This is a genomic window from Rahnella sp. P4_A8, assembly GCF_056402435.1.
This window is the reverse complement of sequence record NZ_JBFUHK010000383.1, coordinates 1-554: the sequence shown is the minus strand read 5'-3', so window position 1 is coordinate 554 and position 554 is coordinate 1. Positions and strand designations below refer to the sequence as shown.

Genomic DNA, 554 nt, shown 5'->3' with positions numbered 1-554 from the left:
TCTTTGAGTTCTGTGACCTCATCTCCATCCTTTTGGTGTTTTTGCAGATACTTATAAATAATGGTGTAAAAGTCATCTTCTGTTTCTGCCGTAGCCATAACAAAAGTATTTTCTTTTTCCACATCGGTGAAGGGCTTTAGCTGTTCAGCCATTGCCATCGCTTCGCAACAAATTGCTATAGAACTAAGAGAAAGTTCAGTAATAATCGCACGGTCCTCCCTTGCGAGCTTTTTCTTCACCTCCTGTGTAAACGCATCAGGGTCTTCATCTAGTGGAAATGATTGTTTATCTTCGATAGCATTCCTGATGTTACTATTTGTAATTCCATTTTGTCTTAATGCATATCCTGTAATATACATGCTATCCATTGAGCACCTGCGCCACTCGCTGAGCACAATACTCCGGCGTCCAATAGTTAGAAAACTCTTTATTATCTGGATCCAGGACTGATATTTTCTCCACACCCAGTGTTTTGGCTGCCAATTCCCTGCCTTTTTCTGTCCATTTACCATGGATAACCATTTCTTTATTTTCAATAAGTTCAGGGAATGGCC

At 40.3% G+C, this 554-nt stretch carries 2 protein-coding genes; both read right to left on the bottom strand.

From position 1 onward, the window contains the following. Positions 1-368, bottom strand: a 368-nt coding sequence (locus tag AC1DUO_RS26130; RefSeq protein WP_477989651.1) for a hypothetical protein, incomplete at its 3' end; no start/stop codon positions are given. Beyond that, a partial coding sequence (locus tag AC1DUO_RS26125) for a hypothetical protein (protein ID WP_477989650.1) occupies positions 361-554 on the bottom strand: 194 nt, incomplete at its 5' end. The genes AC1DUO_RS26125 and AC1DUO_RS26130, both read right to left, overlap by 8 nt.